Source organism: Oribacterium parvum ACB1 (genome assembly GCF_000238055.2).
Classification (GTDB): domain Bacteria; phylum Bacillota; class Clostridia; order Lachnospirales; family Lachnospiraceae; genus Oribacterium; species Oribacterium parvum.
This window is the reverse complement of sequence record NZ_KE148312.1, coordinates 1,163,672-1,187,622: the sequence shown is the minus strand read 5'-3', so window position 1 is coordinate 1,187,622 and position 23,951 is coordinate 1,163,672. Positions and strand designations below refer to the sequence as shown.

Annotated in this window: 21 protein-coding genes; 7 read left to right on the top strand and 14 right to left on the bottom strand. The window is 43.7% G+C overall.

Features of this window, described 5'->3' with window-relative positions; all coding sequences use genetic code 11:
* Nucleotides 1-23 precede the first annotated feature (23 nt).
* The 5 genes from HMPREF9625_RS05420 to HMPREF9625_RS05400 form a co-directional block, all read right to left on the bottom strand.
* The gene (locus HMPREF9625_RS05420) at nucleotides 24-1,103 is read right to left on the bottom strand and encodes an L-threonylcarbamoyladenylate synthase (protein WP_009538421.1); all 1,080 of its coding nucleotides are present in this window, start codon (nucleotides 1,101-1,103) and stop codon (nucleotides 24-26) included.
* 2 nt (nucleotides 1,104-1,105) lie between these two features.
* Nucleotides 1,106-2,845, bottom strand: a complete 1,740-nt coding sequence (locus HMPREF9625_RS05415) for a glycosyl hydrolase family 18 protein (RefSeq protein WP_009534923.1) — start codon at nucleotides 2,843-2,845, stop codon at nucleotides 1,106-1,108.
* Nucleotides 2,846-3,059: 214 nt separating this feature from the next.
* Nucleotides 3,060-4,136, bottom strand: coding sequence for a peptide chain release factor 1 (gene prfA / locus HMPREF9625_RS05410; RefSeq protein ID WP_009534924.1), 1,077 nt, complete (start codon nucleotides 4,134-4,136; stop codon nucleotides 3,060-3,062).
* 199 nt (nucleotides 4,137-4,335) lie between these two features.
* The gene (locus HMPREF9625_RS05405) at nucleotides 4,336-5,043 is read right to left on the bottom strand and encodes a hypothetical protein (RefSeq protein ID WP_242822701.1); all 708 of its coding nucleotides are present in this window, start codon (nucleotides 5,041-5,043) and stop codon (nucleotides 4,336-4,338) included.
* Nucleotides 5,036-6,523, bottom strand: coding sequence for an AAA family ATPase (locus HMPREF9625_RS05400; RefSeq protein WP_009534926.1), 1,488 nt, complete (start codon nucleotides 6,521-6,523; stop codon nucleotides 5,036-5,038). Before HMPREF9625_RS05400 ends, HMPREF9625_RS05405 begins: the two co-directional genes overlap by 8 nt.
* 302 nt (nucleotides 6,524-6,825) lie before the next feature.
* Between HMPREF9625_RS05400 and HMPREF9625_RS05395 the strand changes: the two genes are divergently transcribed.
* Nucleotides 6,826-7,110: a glutaredoxin domain-containing protein gene (locus HMPREF9625_RS05395; RefSeq protein WP_009534927.1), complete on the top strand. Its 285-nt coding sequence runs from the start codon at nucleotides 6,826-6,828 to the stop codon at nucleotides 7,108-7,110.
* Nucleotides 7,111-7,357: 247 nt separating this feature from the next.
* Here the strand turns inward: HMPREF9625_RS05395 and HMPREF9625_RS05390 are convergent, their stop codons facing one another.
* From HMPREF9625_RS05390 to HMPREF9625_RS05380, 3 genes are all read right to left on the bottom strand, one after another.
* Nucleotides 7,358-8,146: an acyl-CoA dehydratase activase gene (locus HMPREF9625_RS05390; RefSeq protein WP_009534928.1), complete on the bottom strand. Its 789-nt coding sequence runs from the start codon at nucleotides 8,144-8,146 to the stop codon at nucleotides 7,358-7,360.
* A 125-nt stretch (nucleotides 8,147-8,271) separates the two neighbouring features.
* A complete protein-coding gene (locus HMPREF9625_RS05385; protein WP_009534929.1) occupies nucleotides 8,272-9,423 on the bottom strand; it encodes a double-cubane-cluster-containing anaerobic reductase in 1,152 nt (383 codons plus the stop codon).
* Nucleotides 9,424-9,680: 257 nt separating this feature from the next.
* Nucleotides 9,681-10,586 carry an AraC family transcriptional regulator gene (locus HMPREF9625_RS05380; RefSeq protein ID WP_009534930.1) on the bottom strand — a complete coding sequence of 302 codons (906 nt, stop codon included), beginning with the start codon at nucleotides 10,584-10,586 and terminating at the stop codon, nucleotides 9,681-9,683.
* Between the two features lie 381 nt (nucleotides 10,587-10,967).
* On the opposite strand from HMPREF9625_RS05380, the gene gnpA reads away from it, so the two are divergent.
* The 6 genes from gnpA (at nucleotide 10,968) to HMPREF9625_RS05350 (ending at nucleotide 19,213) form a co-directional block, all read left to right on the top strand.
* Nucleotides 10,968-13,250 carry a 1,3-beta-galactosyl-N-acetylhexosamine phosphorylase gene (gnpA, locus tag HMPREF9625_RS05375; RefSeq protein ID WP_009534931.1) on the top strand — a complete coding sequence of 761 codons (2,283 nt, stop codon included), beginning with the start codon at nucleotides 10,968-10,970 and terminating at the stop codon, nucleotides 13,248-13,250.
* A gap of 280 nt (nucleotides 13,251-13,530) precedes the next feature.
* Nucleotides 13,531-14,838 carry an ABC transporter substrate-binding protein gene (locus tag HMPREF9625_RS05370; RefSeq protein ID WP_009534932.1) on the top strand — a complete coding sequence of 436 codons (1,308 nt, stop codon included), beginning with the start codon at nucleotides 13,531-13,533 and terminating at the stop codon, nucleotides 14,836-14,838.
* A gap of 100 nt (nucleotides 14,839-14,938) precedes the next feature.
* Entirely contained in the window at nucleotides 14,939-15,844 is a 906-nt protein-coding gene (locus HMPREF9625_RS05365) for a carbohydrate ABC transporter permease (protein WP_009534933.1), read from the top strand.
* Between the two features lie 10 nt (nucleotides 15,845-15,854).
* Complete coding sequence (locus HMPREF9625_RS05360; RefSeq protein WP_009534934.1) at nucleotides 15,855-16,742, top strand: carbohydrate ABC transporter permease; 888 nt, start codon at nucleotides 15,855-15,857, stop codon at nucleotides 16,740-16,742.
* A gap of 177 nt (nucleotides 16,743-16,919) precedes the next feature.
* Entirely contained in the window at nucleotides 16,920-18,017 is a 1,098-nt protein-coding gene (locus tag HMPREF9625_RS05355; protein ID WP_009534935.1) for a phosphotransferase enzyme family protein, read from the top strand.
* 152 nt (nucleotides 18,018-18,169) lie between these two features.
* Nucleotides 18,170-19,213, top strand: a complete 1,044-nt coding sequence (locus tag HMPREF9625_RS05350) for a threonine aldolase family protein (protein ID WP_009534936.1) — start codon at nucleotides 18,170-18,172, stop codon at nucleotides 19,211-19,213.
* A gap of 183 nt (nucleotides 19,214-19,396) precedes the next feature.
* On the opposite strand, the gene HMPREF9625_RS05345 is transcribed toward HMPREF9625_RS05350, so the two are convergent.
* The 6 genes from HMPREF9625_RS05345 to HMPREF9625_RS05320 form a co-directional block, all read right to left on the bottom strand.
* Nucleotides 19,397-20,218 (bottom strand): flagellin N-terminal helical domain-containing protein, encoded by an 822-nt coding sequence (locus HMPREF9625_RS05345; RefSeq protein ID WP_009534937.1) that lies wholly within the window; start codon nucleotides 20,216-20,218, stop codon nucleotides 19,397-19,399.
* Nucleotides 20,219-20,521: 303 nt separating this feature from the next.
* The gene (locus tag HMPREF9625_RS05340) at nucleotides 20,522-21,802 is read right to left on the bottom strand and encodes an ArsB/NhaD family transporter (RefSeq protein WP_009534938.1); all 1,281 of its coding nucleotides are present in this window, start codon (nucleotides 21,800-21,802) and stop codon (nucleotides 20,522-20,524) included.
* 92 nt (nucleotides 21,803-21,894) lie between these two features.
* Nucleotides 21,895-22,350 (bottom strand): NanQ anomerase/TabA/YiaL family protein, encoded by a 456-nt coding sequence (locus tag HMPREF9625_RS05335; RefSeq protein WP_009534939.1) that lies wholly within the window; start codon nucleotides 22,348-22,350, stop codon nucleotides 21,895-21,897.
* 96 nt (nucleotides 22,351-22,446) lie between these two features.
* Nucleotides 22,447-22,701 carry a Txe/YoeB family addiction module toxin gene (locus tag HMPREF9625_RS05330; protein WP_009534940.1) on the bottom strand — a complete coding sequence of 85 codons (255 nt, stop codon included), beginning with the start codon at nucleotides 22,699-22,701 and terminating at the stop codon, nucleotides 22,447-22,449.
* 1 nt (nucleotide 22,702) lies between these two features.
* Complete coding sequence (locus HMPREF9625_RS05325) at nucleotides 22,703-22,948, bottom strand: type II toxin-antitoxin system Phd/YefM family antitoxin (protein WP_009534941.1); 246 nt, start codon at nucleotides 22,946-22,948, stop codon at nucleotides 22,703-22,705.
* A 138-nt stretch (nucleotides 22,949-23,086) separates the two neighbouring features.
* Nucleotides 23,087-23,764: a cupin domain-containing protein gene (locus HMPREF9625_RS05320; RefSeq protein WP_009534942.1), complete on the bottom strand. Its 678-nt coding sequence runs from the start codon at nucleotides 23,762-23,764 to the stop codon at nucleotides 23,087-23,089.
* Nucleotides 23,765-23,951: the final 187 nt, after the last annotated feature.

The window sequence follows — 23,951 nt, the reverse complement described above, 5'->3', positions numbered from 1 at the left end:
TGAACTATTTAAAAGTTTTTTGTTTATTTTATCAGAATAATTTTTTGTCCTGCCGCTTTTTTCATACGATTCATCAAAGCAAATCCCACACCCTCTTCCGGATAGCTTTCTGAAAGAATCAGATTAATCCCTTCTTCATCGCATTCCCGCAAAATCCGAAAAAGATTGTGTGTCATGGATAAAGGATCCTCTCGCCTTCCAAGAATCTTCAGTCTGATGTTTTTCTTTTCTGCCATCTCCTGATAGAGGGGTTTTGTTTCTTCCGCGCAAAGAATGGCTATCTTTTTTTGAAAAGAATCCCCCCTCTCCTCTTCAAGGTACTTTGCCATACTTTCTCTAACCTTACTTTCCGCGCCCTTATGCTCTAAAGTGCGAAACAAAATCATCTCTGCTTTCGGAGCATAATGGCGATACTTCATTCCCGGTGCCTTCGGTACAAAACCGTCTTCCATGCTCTTTCCGAGTAAGGTAGGATCTATGTCCGGCTTCTCTCCGAGTACCTCTGTAAGATCCTCCAAAGTAATTGCTCCCGGTCTTAAAAGAGTGGGTCTTTCCGTACTCATATCCAAAATAGTGGACTCTACTCCGATGCCGACTGCCCCGTCATCGAGTATGCCTTCGATTCTTCCCGCAAGGTCATGGTACACATGAGAAGCCTCTGTCGGACTCGGACTTCCGGAAAGGTTCGCAGAAGGTCCCGCTATAGGAAGCCCTGCCTTTTCTATCAGCTCTAAAGTCAGAGCATTGTCCGGGCAGCGGAGTGCCACGGTATCTAAGCCCCCCGTGCTTTCCAAGGGGACTATTGCCGATTTTTTTAAAATGAGTGTGAGCGGTCCGGGCCAGAAGCTGTCCATAAGGAGCTTCGCCTTCTCCGGAACACTCTCCACAAGAGGAATCACTTCTTCCATTTTTGAAACATGAAGAATCAAGGGGTTGTCCGAGGGACGCCCCTTCGCCGCATAGATTTTTCGTGCAGCTTCCTTATCCAGCCCATTTCCTCCAAGACCGTAAACTGTCTCCGTCGGAAAAGCCACTAGCCCGCCTGTCTTCAGAATCCGCGCCGCTTCCTCGATATCCTTGTTCGAAAATATCCTTGTTTCCATTACTATTCCCCTGTAAGGATAGACCAAAATCCCTCCGGCTCCTGTCCCAGCTTCCATGCCGCAACGCCGTGAATACCATTTTCATGAAGAAGCTTCATCTTCTCTTCCATGGATTTCTCATCTTCCATCCAGATTTCTTTCTTCTCGTCGCCGTCCTGAATACTTCCATAGTTCTGACCGATGTCACTGAGCCATTCAAGAGAAACATTTTTCTCCGTAATCCACTCTTTCGCCGCCTTAATGGAGAGCGCCTCGGAGCGGAGCTTTCCGGACTTATCGGTAATCCAGACTCTCGTATAGAAGGGAAGGGCAATGATGATTCTGTCCTTGTCCATTACTGCCGCAGTCTCTTCGATTCCACGGCTCACATAGGAAAGAGAAGATACCGAACCGGCTTCTTCCGAGCCTGCATAGTGCTCGTCATAGCACATAATTACAACATAGTCGCAGATTGTTCCCAATTCTTTAATATTGTAGTAAGCGTTATAGGGGAAAGGAACATAGCAATCCACACTTAAATATAGGTCATTCTTTCTGCAGGCAATGGAAAGCTCCCGCATAAACTGAAGATAATCCCGTGCCGCTTTCTCCGGAAGAAGCTCAATATCCACATTGATTCCGTCAATGCCTTTTCCCTTCATATCCGAAATCAAAGCGTCAATGAGCTTTGTTCGCTTCGTTCCATTGGAAAGCAGCGTCTTCAGATTGATTTTTCCGGCATCAAAGTTGTTTACTGTGGCAAATACTTTTCTTCCCGTACTATGGGCAAGCTCCACATAACTAGCATCGCTATAGGAAGTTAAATTTCCTTCTTCATCCTTCATCACATACCAAGTGGGAGCCAGGATATTGACCCCTGACGCATTGGGAAGAAGTGTCTGTAAGCCTTGGTTGGACTCCGCATTGGTAATCTGGTGGAAAGCAAGCACCGGATAAGTCCCTTCACCCAGATTTTTATGACTGTACTCCGGGTCCTTAAAATCGCTGCTGCGTTCCTCGCTTGTGGGCTCATTGAGACGACTGTTTCGAAGATAACCGATAAAGCCGTCCTCCGTCTCCACCTTGGACCACTTCTCCATTTTTTCGAGGATAATCACCTTAGCTCCCTCTTCCAAATCGGTAAGGATCGGACTTTTAACCCCACCTTGCACACGAACCGCCTCTTTTTTCTTAAGGCTTGCTACTGTGGCAGGCTTAAATTCATTTTCCAAAAATACACGCTTATGCTCCGTATCCGTATAGCTGCGATTTAAAACCGCAGTATGCTTTTCAATAAGAGACAGACTTATGAAAATGCTCTTTCCCTCGGTAAAGAAATCCACTTTCCCGTCCTCCCCCTTTTCTCCGTCGGTAAAAAGAAGGAGCTTATCCGGAAGCGCATAGCGAAGGTTCTTCTCCGTATCGTCATAGTAAAAGCGGATATTGAGGTTCTTCACTACAAAGCCATAGGGTAGATACACTTCTCCGTCCCGCATCCTGCCCAGTGTCAGCTGTTCTCCATCCTTTACCTTCTCATGATTCAGATATATCTCTACGTTATCTCCCGAGACGGAAAAATAGCTGTTTAAGTCTGCTCTTTCCTTCGTCGGCATATATTTTTTCACATAGTAATATGCACCAAAACCGGCAATCGCCAATAAAAAAGCAAATAAGATAAGAAAGAAAGGAAGGATACTCCGTCCCTCCCTTCTTGCTCTCTTTCGTCCGCGTGTTCTCAGATCTGAATAGTCTCTCTTTTCCATTTTCCCTCTGCTTTAACTCTATTTGGATTTTGGTTTAACTTTCCATTTCATAAATAGATATATTTCTATTTGATTCTATCCCTTATTTCTTTCCTTGCAAGGCTTTCACAGGAATCTCCATACATTTGTAAGGCTTTCTTGCACATTTACCGCAAGCATTCTCCGGGAACTTCTCGTTTCTTTCCGTTCCGCTCATTTGAACCCCTTTTCGGCTTTATGCATTCTCTTCCAGTCTTGCCAGCTTCTCCGCCTGATCTTCGGTAATGAGAGGATCAATCACAAGGTCCAGGTCACCGCCCAAAACGGCGTCCATATTGTAAAGGGTAAGTTTAATGCGATGATCCGTTACTCTTCCCTGCGGGAAGTTATAGGTACGAATCTTCTCCGAACGATCTCCGGTTCCGAGCTGCGAGCGCTTTTCTTCCGCATTTTCCTTCTGCTGCTTCTCCAGCTCAATCTCATAGAGTCTTGCACGAAGAAGACGCATTGCTTTTTCTCTGTTTTGTACCTGAGAACGCTCTTCCTGACACTCCGCAACCATTCCGGTAGGAACATGGATAAGGCGCACTGCAGATGAGGTTTTATTGATGTGCTGTCCGCCGGCACCGGAAGAACGGAAAACCTCCATCTTGACATCGGCAGGATTGATTTCCACCTCCACATCTTCCACTTCCGGCATAACGGCCACCGTTGCAGTCGAGGTATGAATTCTTCCGCCGCTCTCCGTTTCCGGAACTCTCTGTACGCGATGTACGCCGGACTCGTATTTGAGTCTCGAGTATGCTCCCTGTCCGTTTACGATAAATACGACTTCCTTCAGTCCGCCAAGTCCCGTTTCATTAAAGGAAACGAGCTCCGTTTTCCAGCCTCTTTTTTCCGCATAGCTGGTATACATTCTGTATAAAGAGCCTGCAAAAAGAGCCGCCTCTTCTCCGCCGGCACCTCCGCGGATTTCCATAACGATATTCTTGTCGTCATTTTCATCCTTCGGGAGCAATAGGAGCTGAATTTCCTTCGTAAGGCGCTCCTGATCTTCTTTCGCCGTGGAAAGCTCTTCCTTCGCCATCTCGATTAAGTCCTTGTCCTTTTCATTATCCAAAATTAAAAGGGCATCTTTCTCGCTTTCCTCCGCCTTTCGGAAAGCGATATAGGCTTTATAAACGGGCTCTAAGTTACTCTGCTCTAAAATCAGCTTCTTATATTGGTTGATATCGGAAACCACCTCGGGAATCGTGAGATTCTCCATGATTTCCTCATAGTGCTTTTTTACTTCTTCTAAATTCTCAAACATTTTGTCCTCTTTCTGAAAACTTTGCTCTTTTCAGGCGTCTATTTTAAAAAATTCCTGTTCTATCGCTTCGCACTGTAGCCTCTCAGCTCAAAAACAGCTTTCTTCATCATCTCATCAGACTTTTAACCACAGAGACTATAAACAAAAAGAAAGGGGCTGTCAAATTAACTTTACGGAAATAATTTCGGACATTTCCCCTTCATTCTCCTCTTCTAATTTCTTTAAAACAAAGTCCGAGATTACTATGTCTTTCCAAAGAGTGCAGTCCTTCTTTAATAAAATCCCAGGACTCCCTGTAGCTTGTGTTTACGGAAAAATCCGATTCGCAAAGAAATTGCAGAAATTCTCCTAGAGCATTTTTATATTTTTTAGCAAAGAGAAAAGCATTTCTCTCCTTATCCTCCGAGGAACAGTTTAAGAGATTGTGTAAGACATGGTCTAAGTTAGAAGACATATAATAGCATCGATAAGGAACGGAATCCCAAACTTGACTTTGTCTGCTCAGCTTATCCATATTTTCACTTTTTTGCTTATTTCGACTGCGAATTAAGGCGGCATCTTTACAACGAATCTCCGACAAGCTGTATTGCAAAGTTCTAAGGCTATGATCTTCTACCACATTTTCATCGGAAATAAATGCGCCATCCGTATCCATAATATGAATCACTTCCAGAAAATCACTTTTACTGTAGTGATTGGACTTCGCATATTGTTTCAGTAAATCTCCAACTTTTCCTACAATATTTCCACTGTGATTTCCTTTTACACTGGTGATATCTCCATGCATCACTTCCACATAAACAGCATTTTTATCGAAAGCACGGCTAAAGATTACCCCAAGGGCTTCATCATCCGATGGACCTTCTACAATAATGAAGACAATTTTTTTCCGAGTCAAGCTACTCACCCGCCTCTCTCAGAGCCAAGGCTATCTCTGCATTGTTGGTCATCTCATAAACCGGCTCATTTTGCTCGCCGAGAACAATGTCTCTGAAATAAAAATCACGCAGATTATTGGTTGTTTTTATATTGGCAAAGCGAATGTAGCGGTTCTCGGGATTTGTTGTTGTAAAGGCAATAAAGCCCCGGTCTATCGTCTCCAAGGGACGCAGGTTATGTGAGGTGAAAATCAATTGTCCCTTTCCCTTTTCCGAGAGGATGTGCAGGATTTCTCCAAGAAGATATTCGAATATCCCGGCATCCAACTCATCAATCGCCACTGTAATAGAGGACTGATTATACATTCCTATTAGAAGATGCAGCACGGAGACAATCTTCTTTATTCCTTCTGATTCGTAACGAAGCGGGATTTCTTTACTGTTTTTATTGGACATAAGCTGTATGCGACGGCCCTTTTTTCCTTCTCCGTTTTCCATAAGCATAACAGCACCTAGGTCCGCTACGGAGATGGTAAGGCCGGGGATGATTTGCTCCAAAACACCATTTATGTTTTGAATCAATCTCTTCGCCTCCGGAAAAAGTTCTTCCGGTAGTTCAGTCGCCTCATCTAAAGACAGAAAATATTCTCCCGTTATCCCGTGTTCCTGCTTTTCCGAAGCTTTATACCGGATAGGCAGCTCTCCTAAATTAATCTTCCCCGTGCTGGACGCACCAAGGACAAAAAGTTCGGTACGACCGTAATTTGCTAACTTAACCAAAATATCGATATGAAAGAGAAGTTCATCATTCGGAGTTTTACTCGCATTCAGCTGTTCAAAAAGCAGTTGCAAAAATGCCACAGAAAAAAATAAGGACTGCGATTTCTGTTTTGCCATCAAACTGATGAGCTTCAACCTTTCCGCTGTTTCCTTTTTCCTTCCAAAGAGAAGTGCGTAATACTTTTTAGGAGCAATCAATTCCGTCCTTGTGCTTTGCAGAAAAGTATGCTTTTTAATCCTCTTCTCCCCATCCGTATAGGCATAACTCAGCTTTTCGCTTTTTATTTCCAATCGACGCTTCTTTTTTCCCAAGGAATTCCATAGATTCCCCTCTCTTTCCGATAAATAGGGGAGCACCTCCTCCGCCACCACGGAAGTTGAAAATGATTCTTCTCTCTGCTCGTCCACCGTCAAACAAACTTCGTAATCTACATCATAATTTTCCGTTTCCGAAACATAAATCCGGAAACGATAAGAGAGATTTGCCTCCCGGGAATCCACATTGATATAGTTACAATACTCATCCGGAATCGACTTTCCGGAAAGAAGCAATTTTAAAATATGCAAGGCATCGATAAGAGCCGTCTTTCCGGTACCGTTCTGACCATAGAGTCCAAGAACGCTGGCTTTAAATGCCTTTCTTTTATTTACAAAATTCAGTTTTCCGTTTTTTACATTTTTTAAACCGTTTATCTCTAAATCCGTAAGACGCAGATAGTAGTCCTTCATCTCTATTCTCCTCTTTGTTTCCCTCTTAATTTCACTTGTTTTTTATTATATCACAGCACAAAAATCTATCAACAACTGATATATCGAAATATTTTATATCGATTTTTGTTTTTCTTGCTCATTTAATTCTAAACTGTCCCAAATTCTGTGACAATTAAAATATTGTCCCTGCATCACTTACTTTAGATTCTTTGCAATTCATGTTAGAATAATAAACAATATACAGAAATATATATTTGTTTTCGCCATAGTCAAACTAAGGGTCTTTACAACAGTTAAACTCAGTCAAGAAAGGAAGAAAGATGAAAGTACAAATTTATGGAAGTCAGCAATGCCCCGGTTGTGTTGAAGCAAAGAAAGCTTTGAGCGAGAAGGGCGCAGATTTTGAGTTTATTGATTTAAGTGAGAATTTATATAATCTAAAACGTTTTCTTGCATTTCGTGAGCAAGAAGAAATCTATAAGCCCTTCCGGGAACAGGCTTTGAAAAAGGATTATCCGGATGAAGGGCGCATCGGGATTCCCTGCTTTGTCCTGGAAGACGGAGAACGCACGATGGATCTCGATTATGTTCTGACGAAGGTATAGGATTTAGACAGTTTCCAACAGAGAAACTAAGCATGAAATCCATTGTAAGCGAGCATTGGTCTTTTATGCGTTTTACCCACTATGAATAAATTCCCCCGCATACCCTGTGGAACAAAGCGTTTGGAGAGCTCGGCACTTGCAGAAAACGAGCAAAAGCGAAGTTTGATGCTTAGTGCCGGGAGCTTATAACCGAGCGAGAGCGACTTTGTGCAATAGGGTATTCGGGGGAATTATGCTAAGTAAAGCTCTAAATCCGCCCCTTCTCTGCCTGTTCCTTGGCAAAGACTGCCGCCCCGAGGGCGCCGGCGTAGCGTGCATACTTGTCGGAATGGATCGGTCTTCCAAGTACTTCCGAAAGAAGCTCTTGAAAATACTCCGCCTCGCAAAGTCCGCCCGTGAGGTAAATATCGAGTTCTTGGTTTCGAAGCTTCCCGAGCATCTGAGAAACCTTTCCTGCAACAGACTGCAGGATGCCGTAGGCAATATTTTCCCTTGCAATTCCCTGTCCTACGAGAGAAATCACCTCCGACTCCGCAAACACCGTACACATCGAACTGATTTTCACCTCTTCCGTGTGCTTTCTCGCAAGCTCATTCAATTCTTCCAAGGAAATGTTCAAGCGATTCGCCATAACCTCCAAAAACTTTCCCGTTCCGGCGGAGCATTTGTCATTCATAAAGAATTCTTCTACGGCCTTTCCCCGGCAGGTAATGACCTTCGTGTCCTGCCCGCCGACATCCACCACATTCATGGGATTTTCTCCAAAAAGAGTCATTGCGCCTTTCGCGTGACAGGTAATTTCCGTCATGGTCTTTCCCGCAAAGGCTACCGCATTTCTACCGTAGCCCGTTGCGATACAGGCGTAATGCTCCTCGTCCATCGGCATACTGAGTTTAGAACCTATGGACTTTAATGCCTCAAAGCTGCTCCAACCGGTAGGCACAGTGAAGGCCTGTTCAATCTCTCCCTTTTCATCGAGTACCACCGCCTTTGCCGCTGTGGAACCGATATCAATTCCCAGAAATTTTCTCTCCATTTTTTAGTCCCTTTCCGCTTAGTCCATTTTCTTTGAAAGCATTTTTACGAAAAAATATCTCCGCGTTTTCCTTTTCGCCTTGCAAATTTTTCTTATCGTCTTTTTTCTTCGCCTTGCAAATTTCTTTACAGCATTTCAATAAAGGCCGCTACTCTGGTGTTCAGCTGTCCGATGTCCGTCTGAGAGTAATCCGTTTCCACATTGATATAGGGAATGCCCTTTTCCTCCGTAACAAATCGGTGGACCTTATTGGTCTCAATCGCATAGGTATGACAGGCCTGCAAGGTCATATCCAGCACGCCGTCCGCGTGGTACTCATCAATCATCTCCGAAAGGCTGTCAAAACGATTCTTGTTCGGCGTCATAATGGAGCAGCCGATTGCAAGATAACGCCGGGAAAGCGCTTCATAAATATCTTCCGCATCTTCCTCTACTTGAATGCCCACCGCCTTTTCTCCACTGCAGTTCTCATAACCGATAACAACGCCACCGTTGTCCTCCACGGCACGAATGACCTTTTCCGTGGCTCCGCCAATAGGGCAGCCCGTAATGAGGATTCTCGGTCTTTTTTCAAAATGTTTTCCTTCCGTATATTCCCGCTCAATTTTCTCTCGAAGGGCATTGACCTCGTCCGCAAGAGCAGCACGGTCAAAACGGAATGTGGAGCCGTAGAGGACTTTGAAAATGTCGTAGCCCGAAACGGGAGTAGGGTCATGTTTCATAACGGAATACAAATCCTTCAGAGCTTTATTTGCGCGGTTATTCACCCTTGTCGCTTCCCGCACCATTTCCTCCGTAATCTTCACTTCAAACTTCTGTTCCAGATAGTCTTTTAAGCGCACAATCTCGTCTCTGTAAAGCGCCACCGCCTTTTCCGTCTGCTCATGCGGAAGGCGGAGGAAAAAGACATCCTTAAACTCGCTCATCAGCTCATACATTTTCTTCTTTCCGTCACAGGTGCTTTCCCCCACCACCACATCGGAAAAATAAAAGAAGGGGCACTTGTCGGTTTTCGCAAAGCCGTAGCTCGACTTAATCAGTGGGCAAAGATTCTTCGGTAAATCCTTCTCCGCTTCCGGAATCGTTTCATCGGAGGTTGCGCAAAGAGATACACTCGCCGCCCCGGCCGCCATCGCGATTTCCTTCGGAAAATAAGTACAGTACGATCCCACAACCGGCTTTCCCTTATCCTTCCACTCCTTTACGGCAAGAAAAGACTTCTGCCTCTGCTCGGAAAAGCTTGCAAATATTTCCGGTAAATCCTTAACTAACTTCATAGCTTCCTCCTAATCATTGACCAAATACTCTACTCAAGTACAAGCTAATTCTTCACGCCTTACATATTTATCTTAATAAGATTCCATTACACATAGCATGAGAAAAAAACCAAAAACAGCTCGCCTATTTTCATATTTCCTGCTTTTAGCATAGAGCAAGCTTTTTTCTTAGACAAATTCCTTTTATCTATAGCTTTTCGAATTTATAGAATATTGAAATCTATAAAATAGTTCTTGAACGCACTAAATAAGGACGCTTAGCCCCCGCTCTCCTCCGAAAGCGAGCGAATCGAGGAGCTATATTCCGAGGGAGACATTTTGCATTCCTTCTTAAACTGACGAGAGAAATAATGAATCGAAGAAAACTCAAGCTTATCCGCAATCTGCGTGAGATTCAGCTGTCCTTCCCGAATCATCCGCTTTGCCGTATCGATTTTCATTTTGGAAAACAGAGCCATAACGCCGGTATTTCCGACTTCCCGGAAAATCTTCTGCACGTAGGAGCGTCCCATGAGATTATCTCTACAAATCCGCTCCATGCTAAGTTTTTCATAGACATGGCTTTCCAGATATTCCACAAGACGATTATAGCTTTCACTCTGCCTTGAACTTTTCTCCACATAATAGTCCTCCGCCTCCATCGGGAGAGGATAGGAAAAATAACGGCGATAGAGTTGAATCAAAAATTCGGAAAGATACTGGCGGATAAGCTGCTGTCCTCCAAAGCTTTCCGCCTCCAAAAAGAGCAGTTTCTTCTGGTAGGGCTGATCCATTCTCCCTGCAAAAACCCCTTTTCCCTCCGTGATGATTTTCGCAAGAAGACTCTTCTCCTTATCGCTGATTCGTAAGCATTTTTTCTGAAAACGCCAGATAGAGGGGCTGTCACAGTAAAAACTGATTACCACGATGCTGGGACTGCTTTTCCCGTCCGCCTTTACCGAGTGAAACTCATTCGGTGCGTGGAAAAGAATATCTCCCTTTTTTAAGCGATATGTTTCCTCTCCTGCCTGCGCCGTAATCTCTCCTGCATCCACGCAAACAAATTCCCAAAAGGGATGTGTCTCCCCGGGGAAGGTAAAATCACTTCTATATTGAAAATAATGGAGGGAGACAATCTCTCTTATTTCCATACAATCCTTTAAGCAAACACTTTGGTAGTCCATTTTTCTGTCCTCAATTAACTGTCACATCACGCACAGTACCGATTAAAAACGAGATCTCGCATGCTCTGCACACGATACTGATTATAAGCGAAATACCGCATGCTCTGTGCACGATACTCGTTAAGAACAAGGTGCCCCAGACTTCGCCTGCGCCACTTGTTAAGTAAAAATAATACAATACCTCTGTGATCAATTGTACCAATAAAGTAAGCAATAGTACAATAGATGGATATGGCTAGACCCTTGAATTCGTTTTATAATGCGACAGGATAGATTGGTTTTCTATAATAAAAAAATAGCAGATACTATACTAATGATCCTCATTCAAAACAGGATACCTCTACTTTACAGACAGTACCGAAAGCTTAGAAGGAGAACAGCATGAAGAAAACAAGCGGAAGACTTACCCTCCCCAGCGAAAACAATTTTCTAAAAGAAACGGAAGAATTGATTGCACGCCTCGGGGCGGATGCGATACGAGACAGCGACGGAACCAAACTGGACGAGGAAACCCTTTCCCTTCCGGTGAAGGTATACAGTACCTATTTTGTGGCAAGAGGGCACAATGAATTTGCCAAAGAACACATGGAAGAATGCCAGCAGTTTTACCTCATGTCCAAAAGAGTAACCGCATTTTCCCATCATCTGGAAATCCCCTATATGGACGGTTTTTTCAGAAAGCAGGTTACACCGGACTTCCTGCATGACCCGAAGAAGTGGTGGGAGCTCATCGACAGAACAACAGGAGAAGTGATTTCTCCCGAAAGATGGCGACTTTCACCGGATAAATTCGTAAAAAGCTCCGGCGAGAAAGCCGAAGCTTCGAAAGAAAACTCGAAAAGCTCTACAGAAGAGACAAAGGAAACAGGACTTCCTTCCTATTTTCTGCAAGATGGAGAAACCGCCCTTCTTATCTTGGAAGATGCCACTCCCTTTCATGAGTATACTTTGAGTTTCCTCGCCTTTGCTCTCTGGGATCCGACGGAAATGTATAACCACATCACGAACAACTGGGGAGATAAACCTGCAGATATTCCCTTTGATATTCGAAAACCCTACAGCAATCGTTTTGCAAAGGAGGAGTTAAAGCGCTGGCTGGAAGCTCATCCGAAGACGGATGTAGTGCGTTTCACCACCTTCTTCTATCATTTTACCCTGCAGTTTAATCACGAAGAAAAGGAAAAATTCGTAGACTGGTTCGGCTACGGTGGAACGGTTTCCGTAGAGGCTTTGGAAGCCTTTGAAAAGGAATACGGCTACCGCCTTCGCCCGGAAGACCTTGTGGATGAGGGCTATTTCCACAGCACCTTCCGTACCCCGACAAAGGCTTACCTCGACTACATGGACTTTATCGCCCGCTTCGTAGCAAAGGAAGCGAAAGAGCTGGTAGACCTCGTACACGCAGCCGGAAAAGAAGCCATGATGTTTCTCGGAGACAACTGGATCGGGACCGAGCCTTACGGCAAGTATTTTAAGGAAATTGGACTGGACAGCGTGGTCGGCAGTGTCGGAGGCGGTGCAACACTTCGCTTAATTGCGGATATTCCGGGGGTGCGTTACACAGAAGGACGCTTCCTCCCCTACTTCTTTCCGGACACCTTTTACGAGGGAAACGATCCTGTGCCGGAAGCCATGGAAAACTGGGTGAGTGCGCGTCGCGCCATTATGCGGAAACCCGTGGACCGCATCGGTTATGGCGGCTACTTAAGCCTTGCCTATAAGTTCCCGAAGTTTATTGACTATATTGCGGAAGTCGCGGAAGAATTCCGTGATCTTTACGAGAAAGTCCAAGGTACAAAGCCTTATGCAAAGCTGAAAGTCGGTATCGTCAATGCCTGGGGTAAGCTTCGCTCCTGGCAGGCCTACATGGTTGCCCATGCGCTTTATTATCAAAAGGCCTACAGCTACTTCGGAATCCTGGAAGCCCTATCCGGAATGGACACAGATGTGGAGTTCTACTCCTTTGACGAGCTTTTAGAGAAGGGCGTTCCAAAGGATGTGGATGTTCTTATCAATGCCGGAGATGCTATGACCTCCTGGTCGGGCGGAGAAATCTGGAAGGAAGAAAAGCTCCAAAGTCTTCTTCGCGCCTTTGTTTATAACGGTGGAGGACTTATCGGTGTCGGAGAACCGAGCGCCTGCTCTTTCCAGGGAAAATATTTCCAGCTTGCAGACATCTTCGGTGTAGACAAGGAAATGGGCTTTAGCCTCTCTACGGATAAATACTTTAAAACCGCAAAAACGGAGCACTTCCTCTTGGAAGACTTCCCTGCGGAAAACTTAAACTTCGGAGAAAGTCAGAAGAGCATCTACGCCTTGGAAAAGGAAACGGAGATTCTGGAGTACAGTGACGGCTCTGTGCATTTATCCGCTCACGATTACGGAAAGGGACGAGGAATCTATATAGCGGGTCTTCCTTACAATATGGAAAATACCCGTCTTCTCCTCCGCGCTCTCCTTTACAGTGCGCACAAGGAAAAAGAAATCAGAAAATGGCAATGCACGAATCTTGCCTGTGAGCTTCATGCGTATCCGGAAAAGGGAATTTACGCCGTAGTGAACAACAGTAAGGAAAAGCAAAGTACCGATTTTTATGACGGAAAAGGACGGAAGCATTCCGCGGAGCTTCTCCCCGGAGCAATGCATTGGTACACAATAGACTAAGATGAAGTAAATGTCATTGATTATAAAATGATGAGTTCAACTAAAGGCGTTCAAAAACGAAGATAATTCTTCCTTTTCCAAGAAAAACAAAGAAAATCGTTTTTCTTTATTTACAAAAACACAAAAGATCGTTTTGCGAAAAAAGGATAGTACTTAATTATGCAAATTGTTTATCTAAAAAGATAAAGAATTTTATGTTATTTCGACCTATACTGACGAAGAATTCACCCTCTTTATTTGGCACATTGTGCAAAAAGAGGAATTGTTTAGGGAGGTACAAATGAAAAGAAGAATTTTAGGAACAGCCGTAGTACTCCTTTCCAGCTTGGCACTCTTTGCATGTGGCGGAAAGAACGAGGAAGCAAAGCCTGCTGAAACCACAAAGGCAGAAGGAACAGAAGCACAGAAAGCTGATGCGGAAAAAACAGAAGCATCTTCCGACGGTTTAGTGTACTGGTCCATGTGGGAAGCAACAGAGCCACAGGGACAGGTTTTAAAAGAGGCAGTAGAAGCTTTTACTGCTGAAACAGGCATTCCTGTAGATGTACAGTTCAAGGGAAGAACCGGTATTCGTGAAGGATTACAGCCCGCTCTTGATGCCGGAACCAATATCGACCTCTTTGACGAGGATATCGACAGAGTAAACAAGACTTGGGGCGATTATCTTCTGGATCTGGAAGAGCTCGCCAAGGCAAATGATTACGAGAAGACTGCAAATGCAGGTTTAATCAATGCTTGCCGTGAAGTAGGCGGCGGTACTTTAAAGTCCATTCCTTACCAGCCGAACGTTTTCGCTATGTTCTACAATCAGGAAATCTTCGACAAGGCAGGTGTTACAGAAGTACCGAAGACTTGGGAAGAGTTAGACGCAGCTTGTGCTAAGATTAAGGAAGCCGGCTTCACTCCCATCACCAGTGACGATGCATACATCTTAAGCAATTTCGGCTATCACTTATCCAGAATCAACGGTTATGAGAAAGCTTCCGAAATCGTAAAAGAAGGTAAGTGGGACGATCCTTCCGTTTTAGAGGTAGCGAAGGCTTATGAGGATTTTGCAAAGAAGGGATATTTCTCCGAGCAGATCGCATCCAATGTATGGCCTGCAGGACAGAACCAGGAGCTCGCTCTCGGAACTGCTGCAATCTACTTAAACGGTTCCTGGCTTCCGAACGAAGTGAAGGATATCACCGGAGAAGACTTTAACTGGGGATGCTTCAGCTATCCTGCAGTAAAAGACGGAAAAGACGGTGTAGAGGCTTCCAACTACGGCGCACAGGTATTTGCCATCAATAAGAAGTCCACAAAGGCAGAGGATGCCTTCAAGTTAATCCAGTTCTTCACAAAGGGAAAGTATGACGAGAAGCTTTCTCAGGAATCCTTAGGTATCCCTGCTGATTCCGACAACAAGGATTGGCCGAAGCAGCTTGCGAATGTAAGACCGGTTATGGAAGAGTTAAAGACTCGTTATCCTTGGGCAGCCTCTGCAGAAGATAATGTTGACATGACACCGATTCTGAAGGAAAACTTCATGAAGCTCTGCGGTGGAAGCATTACCGCTGAAGAGTTCGTTGCAAACTTGAAGAAGTAAAGTGTCGCGTTTTATAAACGATACTCGTTTTGAATCTTGGGAAGTGGCTCCGAACCATCGCGCCACTTCCTTTTTTTAAGAATTGTTTTAGGAGGTTGTTGTGAAAAAGAATTCCGCCATGCTGATTGCCTTTGTAAGTCCGGCAGCGATCTTTTTTATCTTGATTTTCTTATACCCCATCCTGCGTACGCTCTTAATGAGCTTTTTCCGTATCGAGGGGGTGACAGACGGTCTTGCCAAGTGGCAATTTGTGGGTTTTTCCAACTATGGAAAGCTGTTAAATACGACGCTGTTCCGCATTTCTATGTGGAATCTGTTTCGCATCTGGCTTTTTGGCGGAATGATTGTGCTCTCCCTGGCACTGCTTTTTGCCGTCATTATCACTTCCGGAATCCGTGGAAGAAGCTTTTTCCGCGCTATGATATACCTTCCGAATATTGTCTCCGCCGTAGCCCTTGCAACCATGTGGCTACAATATGTCTACAGTCCGAAATTCGGTCTTTTGAAGAGCTTTTTCACACTTCTCCATCTGCCGAAACTCGCGTCTATTCAGTGGCTGAGTAACGACCATAAGTTTATGGCGCTCCTCATTGCCTACTGCTTCGGAATGGTGGGCTATCACATGCTCATTTTCTCAAGCGGTATCGAGCGAATCAGCAGTGATTACTTTGAAGCGGCAACCCTCGACGGGGCGAACAAGATTCAGCAGTTTCAACACATTACCCTCCCTCTATTAAAGGGAATGTTTCACACGAATATCACTATGTGGTCCGTCAGCAGTGTAGGTTTCTTCGTTTGGTCACAGCTCTTTTCCACTGTAACCGCCGATACGCAGACGATTACCCCCATGGTTTATATGTATATGCAGATTTTTGGAGCCGGAAACAGCGTAACGGAACGAAATGCCGGAATCGGTGCTGCAGTCGGTGTGCTCCTAAGTATCTGCGTTGTCATCATTTTTACAATATGTAATAAGCTCTTACAGGATAAAGAGCTGGAATTTTAAGGAGGGGACTATGTTTTCATTATTTAAAAAAGAAAAAAACTATGCTGAGCCCTTCCGTATGAAGAAGGAGCTGCGTCTTTTACCGGGTTATCTGCTCCTCCTCCTTTGGATTTTCTTTACCGTGGTTCTTCTCGGTTGGGTACTGATTGCAAGCTTTTCCACAACAAAGGAAATCTTTGCCAATAAACTTTTAAGCAGCGGCTTCCACTTTGAGAACTATGAAAAGGCATGGGTGAACTCCGATGTGTCCACCATTTTCTTTAACTCCCTTTTCTACTCTCTGCTTTCTGTTTGTTTACTCATCTTGGTTTGTGCTCCGGCGGCATACGCCCTTTCCCGTTTTGAGTTTTTCGGGAATAAGCTGATGCAGCATTCCTTCGTGGCTTCCATGGGTGTACCGGTTGTCATGATTGTACTTCCGCTCTTTGCTCTTGTGGCAGGGCTCGATATCTTAAACAATGTCACGGCAAATAAATTGACCTTGATTTTCCTTTATGTGGGAATCAATGTGCCGTACACGACCATTTTCCTAATGGGATTTTTTGCCAATATTTCCCGTGCCTTCGAAGAGGCTGCCGCCATTGACGGCTGTCCTCCCGGAAAAACTTTCTGGCTCATCATGCTTCCGATGGCACAGCCCGGCATCATTACTGTGAGTATTTTTAACTTCATCAATGTATGGAATGAGTACTTTATCTCCCTCATCTTCGGAAACTCCGACAAGGTGCGTTCCGTTGCGGTAGGGCTCTACTCCATGATCAACTCCATGAAGTACACCGGGGACTGGGCAGGGATGTTTGCTTCCGTAATCATCGTCTTCCTTCCCACCTTCATCCTCTACCTCTTCTTATCCGAGCGAATCATTGCAGGTGTAACCGGTGGCGGTGTAAAGGGCTAAGATCTTTAGAAAACAGCTTCACAAGAGAAATAAGACGGCAGCGGAAGACCCGTAATAAAACACCGTACTGTGCAAAGTGATAAAACAATGTAGTGAATAAAGTAATAAAATAATCTAGTGAATAAAGTAATAAATGATGTAGTAAGAAATTTGATAAATGAAATAGGACCGCATATCATGAATAAAGAATTAAGTAAAAAAGAAATAGAAAACGCCCTCTCCCACTTTCAAATAAAGGGAGAGGTAAAGGCTTTCGAGCACTACGGCTCAGGGCACATTAACGATACTTTCCTCGTAAAGGCGGAGCGGGACTATATCCTGCAAAGAATGAATACCAACATTTTCAAAAATGCAAAAGAGCTCATGGAGAATGTTTCTTTGGTCTGCGCCTTTATGGAAAAGGAGATTCTAAAGGCGGGAGGAGCCCCCGAACGAGAGGGCTTACGCCTTGTCCCAACGAAAGAGGGAAAAGCTTACTATGAAGATGAAGAAGATAATTTCTTCCGCGTTTATCTCTTTGTAGAGAGGACCAAGTCCTATAATCTCGTGGAGAAGCCCGAGCACTTCTATGAAAGCGCTCGTGCATTCGGGCATTTTCAGAATCTTCTCGCCTCTTTTCCGGCAGAGAAATTGCACGAAACCATTCCGGACTTCCATAACAGTGTAAAGCGCTTTGCCCGCTTTAAGGAAGTGCTGGAAAAGGATGCATTCGGAAGAAGGAAGGACTGCGAAGAAGAGGTACAGTTCTTTTTAAATCATGAGAAAGACCTCTCCTATGCTATGGATCTTCTCGCAAAAAAAGAGCTCCCACTTCGTGTCAGCCACAACGATACCAAGTTAAACAATGTCCTTTTTGATGCGGAAACGGAAAAGGCACTTTGCATCATTGACTTAGATACCGTGATGCCCGGTCTTTCCATCTTCGACTTCGGGGATGCCATTCGCTTCGGCGCAAATACTGCAGAAGAGGATGAAAAAGATCTTTCCAAGGTTTCTCTTTCTCTTCCCCTTTTCTCCACCTATGTAAAAGGATTTTTAGAGGGAGCAGGAGGAAAGCTTACAAAAAAAGAAATCGAATCTCTTCCGGAGGGTGCGAAGATTATGACCTTGGAATGCGGTATGCGCTTCTTAACGGACTATCTTGAGGGAGATGTTTATTTCCATACAGCGCGTCCCGGGCATAATCTGGACCGCGCAAGAACCCAGATTGCCTTAGTAAAGGACATGGAAACGAAATGGGATGAGATGAAGAAGGAAGTAAAGAAGTATCTCTAAAAAATAAAATAATTTCATTTATAAAGAGAGATAATCATTCCATTTATAAGGAAAGAAAATAGAAGTCTAGACCATAAACAAAGATAATTTATAGTAAGAAAAGACAGATTGTTAAAATCAAGTAATAAGAGATGATGAAGGAGAAAACGGCAATGGAAGAAAGAGAGGATAAACTCTATTTTAATTCTGATTATTTGGCAGGCTGTCATGAAAAAATATTAAATAGACTTTATGAAACAAACCTCATCAAAGCACCGGGATACGGAACAGACTCATTTACCTTATCTGCCAAAAAGAAGGTTTTAGAAGCCTGCGGACTCACGGAAGGGGATGTCTATTTTCTTGTCGGAGGAACCCAGACGAACGACACCGTCATTTCTACAATATTACGCCCGTATGAAGGAGTAATTGCAGCCGATACCGCGCACATTGCTACCCACGAGGCGGGAATTATCGAAGTACATGGCCACAAGGTTCTGACTCTTCCCCATATCGAGGGAAAGATTTATCCCGCACAGATTCGCGAGTATATGGTGCACTTCCATGCCGACGGAAACAACGCACACATGGTGCAACCAAGGCTCGTTTACCTCTCTCAGCCCACGGAATTCGGCACGCTCTATTCTTTGGAAGAACTGGAGGATATTCGGGATATTTGCAATGAATATAAGCTTTCTCTTTATATCGACGGAGCACGCCTTGCCTATGCCCTCGCCTGTCCCAAAAACGATGTCAGCCTTTCCGATCTTGCAAGACTCTGTGATGTCTTTTATATCGGCGGAACAAAGTGCGGTGCCCTGTTCGGAGAAGCGGTAGTCATCCCGCAAAAGGGAAACTTTTCTTTCTCTCCGACAATCATAAAACAGCATGGCGCACTACTTGCCAAGGGGAAAGCGCTCGGTGTACAATTTGATACACTTTTCACGGATGATTTATACTTTCAAATCGGAGAACACGGGATAAAGATGGCGGAGAAAATCCGCTCCGGCTTAAAGGAAAAGGGCTATCCCTTTGCAATCGGCTCTCCGACAAATCAGATTTTTATCTTAATGAAAAAAGAGGATGTGGAACGAATCCAAGACAGAGTGGAGCTCACACACTGGGATAATCCTGATGAAACCCACTCCATTATGCGAATCTGTACCGGTTGGGCAACCACGGAAGAAGACGTAAAAAAGCTTCTTATGATTCTATAAGCATAAAAAGTTGCCGGGCCCCTACCTAGCCCGGCAACTTTTCATTTTTAACGGGTATGCTCGCATAACGCGCAGCATCTCGTTTCGTTCATTTCACGTTCGTTTACAGAACCTGCAATATACCATCGAGACTCCATAAACCGCATAACAGGTTAAATCAACGATTTACTCCATGCGATAAGATTATCTGAGTAACTGTAAGATACCCTGCGGAGTCTGGTTAGCCTGTGCAAGCATAGCCTGAGAAGCCTGAACAAGAATATTGTTCTTTGTAAATGCAGACATCTCCTTAGCCATATCTGTATCACGGATTCTGGACTCAGCTGCAGTCATGTTCTCGGAAGTAACCTTTAAGTTGTTAATGGTATGCTCCAAACGGTTCTGTGCTGCACCAAGCTGAGCTCTGTAAGTAGAAACCTTAGTGATGGCAGCATTGATTTTGGTAATTGCACCATTTGCATCATTAATAGACGTTACAGTCAGCGTACCTATAGCTAAACCGGAGTTAGTTGTAGTCATCTGTGCCGGAACAACCCTCAAGGTCTCAGCTGCAGAAGGTCCAATCTGGAATTGCAATGGGGTAGCAGTACTAGCAATTAACGGCTTCACACCATTAAATTCTGTATTATTTGCAATTCTATCGATTTCAGCATTAAGAGCAGAAATCTCAGACTGAATTGCAGTACGTGCAGTGGAATTATAAGTTCCGTTAGCAGACTGTGTAGCCAGAGTTACCATACGCTGTAACATAGCGTGAGTCTCGGTAAGAGCACCTTCAGCGGTCTGGATTAATCCGATTGCATCCTGTGCGTTTACTGTAGCCTGATCAATACCACGGATTCTGGAACGCATATCCTCGGAAATAGCAAGACCTGCTGCATCATCTGCAGAACGGTTGATTCTATAACCGGAAGAAAGCTTCTCAATATTCTTCTGAACTTCCCAGTTGTTATTGAATAAATTTCTGTGTGCGTTGATAGCTCCGATATTGTGTTGAATAATCATAAATAAATTTCCTCCTATTAGGCACTTTTTTTGATACGATTCGTATTGTTTTTGGATTTGGCAATACGCTCTGTATCTGTCCTATTCAGAGAACCTCCCTGTCCTCACTCCATACTCTCCTTTGCCGGCTTTGGAAAGATGAATTTTTTTGCCTATACTATGTTTTCGTCAGGGATAAATTTTATATAAGCTATTTTTATAGAATATTTATTTATGTTTTTAATAAATATATTTTATGTATTGCTCTGTTTCTATATCTCTCTATTTCTATAAATGCGATAGCTCTTTCTCTAACCGTCCATTTTAATGCCAAGTAAACCAAATGAAGAGATACCCTGCCATCACGGCCACAAGGGTAAAGGGGAGGCCAATCTTCATAAAGTCGGAAAACTTTACGGTATAACCGTTTTGCTTAAGCATCCCTACTGCGGTAATATTCGCGCTGGCACCGATTGGAGTGATATTCCCCCCAAGGGTCGCACCGCTTAAGAGCCCGAAATAAAGAAGATAAGGTTCCATCCCCAGTAACTGTGAGATTCCCGTAATAATCGGAAGCATAGTCGCCACATAGGGGATATTATCGACAAAAGCCGAGAAAAGCACGGAACCCCAAACAATAATTGTATAAAGAAGGAAAATGTTTTTCCCGCCGACCTTCGCAATTCCATTTGCCACCATATCAATGATGCCGACATCGGTAATGCCTTGAATAACCAAGAATAAGCCGGTTAAGATACAAAGTGTTTCAAAGTCTATAGAGAGAATCGCCTTCCTGATGTTTTCCGGCATTTTCTTCATTTTAAAATCAACTGCCATGCAAAGTAGAGCAATCACAACGCAGATAATACCGTTAATCGTACTCGGCGTATTCGGAATAAAGGACGCGATAATCAAGCATACTACAACTCCGCAAAGTGCAATCGTCGGGAAAATGCCTTCCACCTTCGTCTTTTCCTCCGCTTCCACGGGCTGGTTTAAATCATGGAAGAGAAAGAGCATAACCGGAACCGTAAGGAGAGCCCCAAGTTCTACCGCAAAGAATATACCGGGCTTTCCATGCATAAAGAAGAACTGCATAAAGTTCATATTCGCATAGGCACCGAGCATGATAGAGGTCGTGTCTCCCACCAAGGTTGCCGCTCCCTGTAAATTAGAAGAAACCGCTATCGCAAGGAGCATCGGTACCGGACTGATTTTCAGTTTCTTGCATATCGCAAGCCCTACAGGTGCAATCATAAGCACGGTCGCTACATTGTCAATAAAAGCGGAAACTGCACCGGCAAAGAGAGACATCAGGATAATCACCCACATCACCGTAGGACATTTTTCCAAAATAATCTCCGCTAAGCGATTCGGCATCTTAGACTCAATAAAGTAGTAGACGATAACCATGGTGCCCCCGATCATCATGATAACGTTCCAGTTGATAACCGAAAGCCAGTAAAGCGGATTTCTCTGTAAAATGCCAAAAAGCACAAAGAGCACGGCTACGCCCCAAATCGCATACAGCCTCCACTCTGTCTTCACAATCATCACAACGTACATAAGAATAAAGAGGATTATCGCAATCACTTGTAAATTCATAGCGCATCCTCCTTATTCTCGATTCTTACTTTCTTTTTATTCATTTTCTCACCATCTTCTACTCTATTTTACAAAAAATCTCATTCCCAAGATTATGCCTTAAACGGAAGCTTCAAAATAATCTTTGTATAGTTCTGCTCCTCTTTCGAGTGAGCGCCCGGTCTGTGACCGTCCCACGGAAAAGCCGCCCAGAACATCCCCTTCGTAATCTTAATCTGATGGGCAAAGTCCCCTGTATAGCGAGCTGCATCCTTTTCTTCATTATAAGAAATGCTTTCCGTAAGCTCCTCTAAAGTATCCCAAGCGATTTCTTCCGAACCCTCTTCAATAATCTGCACATCGATATACTTCTTATGAGCTTCATACGTTCCTTCCTCGAAGGACTTCGTAGTCCCATTTTCCACCTTAAAAAATCCTCCGTCAAAATCATATCTTCCCGGTGCAAACTCGCCTTTTTTCTTTAAATTGGAAATCGCTTCCAAGCCCTTCTCCAGATTCGGAAGAAGCGGTGCATAATAATGAATATTCTCCATACGATCGATAAGCATAAAAGTACCTCCTTATTTTTCAAAAATCTCTTTAATAAACTGCTTCTTAATTTCAAATCTTTGTATGCTGTTCCGAACTATAATACCACAGGAACATCATTTTTCATAATGCCCTCTACAGGAAACAATCAGCAACTCTCCTGAGACAATGGTAAAAACAAGCCTATTTTCTTTATCAATTCTTCTGCTCCAGCCATCGCGATATCTTAAGGGTTCAGATTTTCCGATTCCTTGTAAACCATTTCTCTCTATATCCTTTATTAAGGAATTAATCCTCTTTAATGTCTTTTTATCCTGTCCCTGCCAATACAGGTAATCCTCCCATGCTTCATCGGACCATATCTTTCTCATCTTAATCCTCAATTAATTCGTGTACAGTTCCTTTACCTTCCAGCAATTGTTTAAATCCTCTCTCCAGTTTATCTAAATACCGTGCATTTCGTAATTCCTTTTCCATCTCATTGAACTGTTCCAGGCTTAAAACAACTACATTTTTATCTTCTTTTCGAGTAATGATGATCGTTTCTCCATTGTCCGTAGCCAAATCGCAGTATTCCTTCAAATTATTTCTCATTGTTGTATAGTTTACCGCTATCATAAAAGCACCTCCATTTCTGTACAGTCTATTGTACAGAAATGGAGGTGCCTTATCAAGTCTTCTTTTGTGTTTTCAGAATTTTACTTGTGCAATTTGCTTTTTCAAATTAGCTTTCAGTATTGTACTCTTAGAATCAAATTATTCCAAAGTAATCAAAAGTGCCATCTTAAACTTTCCGAGTGCCTTCACACTGTGTCTTCCGCCTTTAGCAAAATGGAACTGCTCTCCGGCATGGATGGTATGATCCGTTCCTTCATAATTAATGATAGCCTCCCCTTCAAGTGCAAAGAAAATCGCCTCTCCGGGAGCTGCATGCTCACTTAAGCCCGTCCCCTCGTCAAAAGCCATCAGCACAAACTTCATTTTCTCGTTGTGCGCAACATCCATGTTGACAATCTTTCCGTCTCCGTATGGCAGCAAATCCTTTAATTGAAAAACCTCACCTGCCTTAATTACTTCATTCATGATATCTTCCCTCCTTAAATTAATTTCTGTATACACTGCACCTAACTTTGTGCACATCCCTACCGGCTCATCAATCCTACAAAGAATGGATTCCCCGGAAGACAAAACTGTCCGCCCTTTTAGATCTTCTCTCTTTTTTTCTTCTTCCCTTCCATAAATCTCCAAGTCTCCCTCATGGAGAAGCAGAAATTTATGTTCCGAGAAAATCTCCGGACTGATGTCTGTATTCTTATCCAAGGAAAAGACGATAATCGGATTGCTTCCGCCTTCTATCTCCTTAGACACCGTGCATCCTCTAAGAGGACAATTTTCTTTTGCTATGGAAAATACTTTTCCTGCATCCAGCTTCATCTTCCCTCCTTTCTTCTTGCAAGGATACTGTAACATGAAGCCAAACACAGTAGTGTTGCAAAAGTCACAGTTCTCATTTTCTTGATAAATATTTTTTATTCTTTCTTTTCTATATTTTATCTTCCGGTTGGACTTATTTTTAATAATCTCCCTTTTCTCGGACGATATAAATAAGCATTCAGATTTT